Origin of the sequence: Paractinoplanes atraurantiacus (assembly GCF_900215205.1) — a bacterium.
GTDB classification, from domain to species: Bacteria; Actinomycetota; Actinomycetes; order Mycobacteriales; family Micromonosporaceae; genus Actinoplanes; species Actinoplanes atraurantiacus.
Genome location: NZ_OBDY01000024.1, coordinates 1 through 7041, shown reverse-complemented (window position 1 = coordinate 7041; position 7041 = coordinate 1). Strand labels below are relative to the sequence as shown.

The following is a 7041-nucleotide window of genomic DNA, read 5'->3' as shown; positions in this document are numbered from 1 at the left end:
ACGTCGCGCAGCTGGCGGCGGGACTCGATGCCGAGCTTGCCGAAGACCTTGCGCAGATGCCATTCGACCGTACGGGGACTCAGGAACAGCCGCTCGCCCACCTCCGGGTTCGAATAGCCGGCGCGGACCAGCGTGGCGATCTGGCGTTCCTGGGCGGTCAGCTCCTCGCCGGGCGCGGCCTGATCCCGGTGCCGGCGGACGGTCTCGCCGGTGGCCAGCAGCTCGCGGCGGGCGCGCTCGGCGAAGGCCTGCATGCCGATGGCCACGAACATCTCGTAGGCGGTGTGCAACTCCAGCCGCGCGTCGACACGCTTGCGGCGGCGCCGCAGCCACTCGCCGTACAGCAGATGGGCCCGGGCCAGCTCGGTCCGCAGCCTCGTCCGCCCGAGCCGGTCGATCGCCTCGCGGTAGAGGCGGCCGGCCTCGTCGCCGTCGGCGACCAGGGCCTCGTTGCGTGCCTGAAGGCCGCGCGGGAAGTCACCGCCGAACGGCGCCGTGGTCTCGACCAGGCGCTCCAGGGCCGCACGGGCCACTGCGTCCTCGCCGTTGCGGCTGGCCGCCTCGATCAGCTCAGGCAGGATCCAGATGGAGTGCCAAGGGTCGTACCTCTGTTCGGCCTCGACGGCGTAGCGCATCGCCTCCGGGTAACGGGCCAGGCCGTTGTAGAGGATCGCCGCCGACCAGCGCGCGGCGGTCACGCCCGACCCCAGACCGGCGGCGCTCGAGGCGCGCAAGGTCTCGGCGATCAGGCCGGCCGCCTCGGTCTCGCGTCCCTGCAAGGCGCGCAGACGCATGATGATGTACGGCGGGGGAGCCGCGCGCCGGGTCGCCTCCGAGATGGTCCGCCCCTCCTCATAGGTGGCGCCGGCCGCGTCGAAGTCGCCCGCCCAGAGCAGGGCGTGGCCGAGGGCGATCAGGTTTTCCGGCAGGCTCTGAAGGGCGCCGGCCGCACGCACGAGCCGGACCTGGCGGGCGGCCATGGTGCCCAGTCCTTCCATGTCCCAGACGCCGACGAAGGCGGCGGTCGAGGCGCGGCCCCAGCCGACCACATCGGCCAGGGGCATGGCGAGGATGGCCCCGGCGGCCCGGTGCAGGATCGGTGCGGCGGCGGCGCGGCCGTCGGTGACCATCAGGGTCACGGCGCTGACGATGAGGTCCAGCGGATCCTCGCCGCCGGGCGGCAGCACGGCGAGGGCGGCCCGGGAGACCGTCAGCAGCAGATCCGGGTCGCCGGCGACGTTCGCCATGGCCCACGCGTGCAGGAAGGTCTGCCGCGACAGCCGCGGCTGCGTCCCGGCGAACCGCTCCGCGGCGGCCAGCAGCAACGGGACAGCGGCGGCGGGCCCGCCGCCGGAGGCGTACGTGAGCTGGGCGTCCAGGACACCGGCGCGGCCGCTCTGCATGTCGTCGAGCGGCCGGCCGCGCACGGCGGCGGCCAGCCGCCGCGCGTCGGCGAACTCGCCGGCCCGCAACGCGACCTCGGCCGCGGCGAGCATCCGGCCCGTACGCCGCCGTGGGTCGGCGGTCAGCGCCACCGCCCGCTGGAGGAACGCGGCCGCCGCGGCCACGCCGCCGCGGGCCTGTGCCCGGCCGGCGGACCGCTCGAGCTCGGCCGCGACGTCCTCGTCCGGGCCGGCGGCCGCGGCGGCGAGATGCCACGCGCGCCGGTCCGGCGCGACCGACGGGTCGGTGACCTCGGCCAGCGCGAAGTGGACGGCCCGCCGCTGCTCGGCGGCGGCGGCGCGGTAGACCGCCGAGCGCACCAGGGGATGGCGGAAGGTGACCCGATCGTCGATGGTGAGCAACCCGTCGGTTCCGTCGACCGTGAGGGCGACCCCGAGCCGGGCGGCGGCGCGGCCCAGCAGATCGGGGTCGCCGACCGGTTCCGCGGCTGCCAGCAGCAGGAGCAGGCGGGCCGGCGGGGGCATCCCGGCGATGCGGCCGAGGAAGCTCTCCTCGATCTGGCCGGGCAGCGCCGAGGGATCGAGCAGCCCGAAACCTCCGGCCATCCGGGTCGGTGACAGCCCGCGCGGCAGCTCGATGAGGGCGAGCGGGTTGCCGTGGGTCTCGGCCACGATCCGGTCGCGGACCTCCCGGTCGAGCGGCGCGCGCGTGACCGAGGCGAGCAGGGCGTGTGAGTCCGCCTCCGGCAGGCCGGCCACCTCCAGCTCGGGCAGCCCGCCCAGCTCGGGCCCGGGCTCACGGGCGGAGAACAGCAGCACGATGGACTCGGCCAGCAGCCGCCGGGCGACGAAGCCGAGCACCTGGGCCGACGCCTGGTCGAGCCATTGCCCGTCGTCGACCACACAGAGCAGAGGAGCGTGCTCGGAGGCGTCCGACAGCAGGTTGAGCACGGCCACGCCGACCAGGAACGGGTCGAGCGCGGCGCCCTCGCGCATCCGGAAGACGACCTCGAGCGCGTCACGGCGTGGCCCGGGCAGCCCGGGAAGGCGGTCGAGCAGCGGCATCAGGAGCTGATGCAGGGCGGCGAAGGCCAGCTCCATCTCGGACTCGACGCCGGTCGTGCGCAGCACGCGGTGCCCGGCCGCGCTGCTCTGCGCGTAGTCCAGCAGGGCGGACTTGCCGATCCCGGCCGCCCCGCGCAGAACGAGCACCCGGCTCTCGCCGCGGCCGGCGGCCTCGACCAGCTCATCGATGACGGCGCGTTCCTCCTTCCGGTCGACGAGCACGGTGCCGGTCATGCGGGAACCTCGGTTTCGGTACGGGGGATCGCGTCGCGCAGTTGCCGGCGCGAGGCGACACCGAGCTTGGCGAAGACCTTCCGCAGGTGCCATTCGACCGTGCGCGGGCTCAGGAACAGCCGGGTGCCGATCTCCGGGTTGGAGAAGCCGTCGCGCACGAGCATCGCGATCTGCCGTTCCTGCGGCGTCAGATCGTCGCCGGCCGGGGCGTCGGCCCGCTGCCTGCGCACGGACGTGCCCGCGCCCAGCAGCTCGCGGCGGGCCCGCTCGGCGAACGCCTCCATGCCGATGGCCTGGAACATCTCGTACGCGGTGGTGAGGTTGTCGCGGGCCTCGGCGCCGCGCTGCTCGCGGCGCAGCCACTCGCCGTAGACCAGGTGGGCGCGGGCCAGCTCCGGCCGCAGCGGGGTGCGGCTGAGCCGGTCGATCGCCTCCAGGTGGAGCTCGTCGCCGCCGTCGAGCAGCGCCCGTGAGCGGGACAGGACACCCTGCGCCCAGTCGGTGTCGCACGGGGCGGCCGCCTCCGTCAGCCGGTCGAGGGCCGCGCGGGCCTGTTTCTCGTCGCCGGTGCGGGCGGCGGCCTCGATGAGCTCGGGCAGCGCCCACACCGAGACCCACAGCTCGGCGATCTCGGTGCTGGCCCGGGCCGAGGCCGCCGCCTTCTCGTAGTCGCCGAGCCCGTTGTGGAGCACCGCCGCCGCCCACTGAGCGACGGTGACACCCATCAGCTGCCCGCTCGCGCCGGCCTCGCGCACCGTCGCGTCGATCAGCTCCAGGGCCTCGTCCTTACGCCCTTGCAGGGCGGTCATCCGGAGCCGGACGTACGGCGCCAGGGGCACCCCGGTGGCGGCGGCGACCGTGTCCGCCTCGGCGGCGATGGCCGCGGAATCGGCGAAGTCACCGGTCCAGGTGGTCGCGGTGCCCAGTGAGGACAGGCAGAACGGCAGCTCGGCCAGAGCGCCGACGGCCCGGATCACGTCGGCCGAGCGGCGGTAGATCGCTCGCATGGCCCGGTCGTCCCAGACCGCCGAGCTGACGCCGTTGGCCACCCAGCCCCACTTGAGCACGTCGGCCGCCGGTAGCTCGAGCAGGCCGGGCAGGGCCCGCTGGAGCACCGGGACCGCGGCCTCACGCCCGTCGGTGACCAGCAGGGCGCAGCCGCGCAGCACGAGGTCGAGCACGCCCGGCTCGCCGTCGCGGGGCGGCAGTGCCTTGATCGCCTGGGAGACGGCCATGAGGCTGTCCGCGTCGGCGGCGAGCAGGGAGGCGGCGCCCCAGGCGTACAGGTAGATCTCGCGGGCGAGGTCCATGTCGAACGGCTCGAGCCGGCGGGCCGCGGCCAGCAGCAACGGCGGCGCCTCCTGATTGAGCCCCGCGGCGAAGGCGATCTGACTGCGTACGAGATGAGCCTTGGCCCGTTGGAACTCCGAGCGGGCCTCCCGCTCGGCGATGCCCGCGTAGCGACGGGCCGCCTCCAGGTCACCGGCCTGGAGGGTGGCGCCGGCGGCGGTGACGGCCCGGTCGGCCCGGCGCGTGAGATCGGTGGTGAGCGCGACGGCGCGTTGCAGCAGGGCGGCCGCGGCGGCCAGCCCACCCCGGGCCTGTGCGCGCTCGGCCGAGCGCTCCAGCTCGGCCGCGACGGCCTCGTCCGGCCCGGCCGCGGCCGCCGCCAGATGCCAGGCCCGGCGGTCGGGATCGGTCGCGGCGTCGGTCACCTCGGCCAGGGCCAGATGGACGGAGCGCCGGTCGTCCACCCCCGCCGCCTGATAGACCGCCGAACGCACGAGCGGATGGCGGAAGGTCACCCGCTCCTCGATCGTCAGCAGCCCGTCGGTGCCCTCGATGAGAGCGCTCCCAACCGCAACGCCGAGCCGCTCGGCGGCCCGCCACAGGAGCACCGGATCGCCGACCGGCTCGGCCGCCGCGATCAGCAGCAGCGACCGGGTCGGCGCGGGCAGCGCCGCCACCCGGCCCAGGAAGCTGGCCTCGATGCGCCGCGGCAGGGCCTCGGCGGTGAGCAGCCCGAAGCCGCCGGCCATCTCGGTGCGGCTCAGCCCGCGCGGCAACTCGAGCAGAGCGAGCGGGTTGCCCCGCGTCTCGGCCACGATGCGGTCCCGGATGTGCTGATCCAGGCCGAACCGGGTGACCGTCTCGAGGAGCGCGTGTGAATCGGCGTCGCGCAGCCCCTCGACCTCCAGGTCGGGCAGGCCGCTCAGCACCGGGCCCCGCTGCCGCGCGCCGAACAGCAGGGCGACCGGCTCGGCCAGCAGCCGGCGGGCGACGAAGCCGACGACCCGGGCCGAGGCCTGATCCATCCAGTGGGCGTCGTCGATCAGGCAGAGCAGGGGCCGCTCGCCGCCCGCCTCGGAGAGCAGGGTGAGCACGGCCAGCCCGACCAGGAACCGCTCCGGCGGCTCGCCGGCCCGCAGCCCGAAGACCGTCTCGAGCGCCTCACGCTGCAGAGAAGGCAGGCGGCGGGCGCAGCCGTCGCCGAGCAGTGGCGCGCAGAGCTGGTGCAGCGTGGCGTACGGCAACTCCATCTCGGACTCGACGCCGGCCCCGCGAAGCACCCGCAGGCCGTCCGCCTGCCGCTCCGCATGGCCCAACAGGGCCGACTTGCCGACCCCCGGCGCGCCGTGCAGCACGAGAACGCGGCTCTCCCCGTCCCGGGCCGCCTTGATCGCCCGGTCGAGGACGGCACATTCCGCCCGCCGCCCGACGAGCGGCCCGGCCCCTCCGTACCGCCTTTGCCGCACAAGCTCCCCCCGGGCTGAGCAGGCCGAACGCGATGACGCACCAGTCTTGACCATGCGCCGAGCGGCAGCCTATGACCTACATCACGGTTTCAGCGGGGGAGGTTTGAAACGGGCAGAGGTGGTCTGCCTCCAGAGACACCGATGTCCCCGGCCGCCGTGCGGCCGGGGACATCGGGTTGTTCTTCAGGCCTCGGGGATGTCGCGGCGAGCCGCGATGAGGGTCTCCCGGGAGACGACGACGATGCGCTCATGATCGGCTCGAGCGGCGTCGGCCGGAAGGATCCCGTCGAGCGTCTGGGTCATGTCGGTTCCGATCACAGCGAAGTCGCCGTTGGACAGTTCGAAGATGTCGGGGCAAGTCGCATTGCTCAGAGACCCGCGCTCCCGGGGAGACAGCCCGAGTCGCCGCGTAATTTCCACTTATGAGTCCTTATATGCCGAAAATCCGTTTCCGGCATAGTACAGAACTCTGTACCGAGAGTCCACCTTAGGCGCGAGGAATAGGTCTCGGGCGGACAGTATGTGCGATGAGGGCTTCGGTGGGAATCACATCTTGGGCGCGATGCGGCTGACCGGCGCCTCGGAGCCTGTGGTCAGGCGGACGCTTCCACGGAGTGGAGATGATCGCTTTGTGGTCTGGCACTCCGGCTGTTCGCCGCGACTGCGGCGTTGATGTCTCGGCAAAGTTCGTCGATCTTACTGGCGAAGCGATGTTCGAAGCTGCCAGGGACCAGAGAGCTTCTCCCTTCGGCGGCGGCCGCCCAATAGTCCCTCATCGCCTGGCTCCGGAAGATGTAGCGCATGCAGGAGAGCACTTCTTCGTCGGTCGCGTTCTCGAGTCGGAGGGAGGTCAGTTGGAACTGATAAATGATATTCGCATAGAGGTACTGTCGATTCTCCGTCTCCGAGAGCCCGTGACGGAACTCCGGCCAGACGGCGGCCAGTTGAGGATCGGCGATACTCATCTTAAGTATTTCGAGATGGACCATGCTCATCCCCGCAGCTGAGCTGCGCTGCATCTCGCGGTGCTGGATGCGGGCGCCGAGAACCACGGCGATCAGGGCGAGGCTACTGATGATCGCGCTGAGGACGCCGAAGGTCTGTCCGACGTCCCCCCATCTTCGCCAGTCCTCAGCCGCTCCTTGACGGCCAAGGGCCGCAGCGGCTCCGACGCCGGCGACAAGCGTCAGGAATGAGATCACGAACGTGCCGGCAAGCCAGTACGAATACCGGGTCAAGGCCAATGGCGCTTCTTTAGTCCAATGTGGTCTATGATCTCTGGTCGTGGCTGGGGCGACGAGGGTGGTCAAGGCGGCGCGGGACAGGTTGCCTGACCGGGTGGCTATCGGGGTGTTGACTAAGACGTTCCCGCCGGAGTTGGTGGATGCGGTCATCGACCAGGCGAAGGCTCGTGAGCTGCGGAAACGGTCGTTGCCGGCCCGGTTGACGGTGTATTTCACCCTGGCGATGTGGTTGTGGCGTGAGCATGGTTACGAGGAAGTGCTGCGGCAGTTGATCGACGGGCTGGGCTGGTCCGGGGCCGGCCCGGACGAGACGGATGTGGCCTGGTCCGGGTCTATCAC

General features: G+C 72.5%; 4 protein-coding genes. 1 reads left to right on the top strand and 3 read right to left on the bottom strand.

Translation table 11 applies throughout. The features are described from left to right. The 3 genes from CRP55_RS37275 to CRP55_RS37260 form a co-directional block, all read right to left on the bottom strand. The coding region (locus tag CRP55_RS37275) for an AAA family ATPase (protein WP_097326708.1) at positions 1–2702 on the bottom strand (2702 nt) is incomplete at its 3' end. Then, positions 2699–5458 carry an ATP-binding protein gene (locus tag CRP55_RS37270; protein WP_245923622.1) on the bottom strand — a complete coding sequence of 920 codons (2760 nt, stop codon included), beginning with the start codon at positions 5456–5458 and terminating at the stop codon, positions 2699–2701. The genes CRP55_RS37275 and CRP55_RS37270, both read right to left, overlap by 4 nt. A gap of 593 nt (positions 5459–6051) precedes the next feature. After that, positions 6052–6702 (bottom strand): DUF6082 family protein, encoded by a 651-nt coding sequence (locus CRP55_RS37260; protein ID WP_097326705.1) that lies wholly within the window; start codon positions 6700–6702, stop codon positions 6052–6054. A gap of 40 nt (positions 6703–6742) precedes the next feature. Between CRP55_RS37260 and CRP55_RS37255 the strand changes: the two genes are divergently transcribed. Further along, positions 6743–7041 (top strand): transposase domain-containing protein (locus tag CRP55_RS37255; protein ID WP_179855228.1); only part of this gene is annotated, 299 nt, incomplete at its 3' end.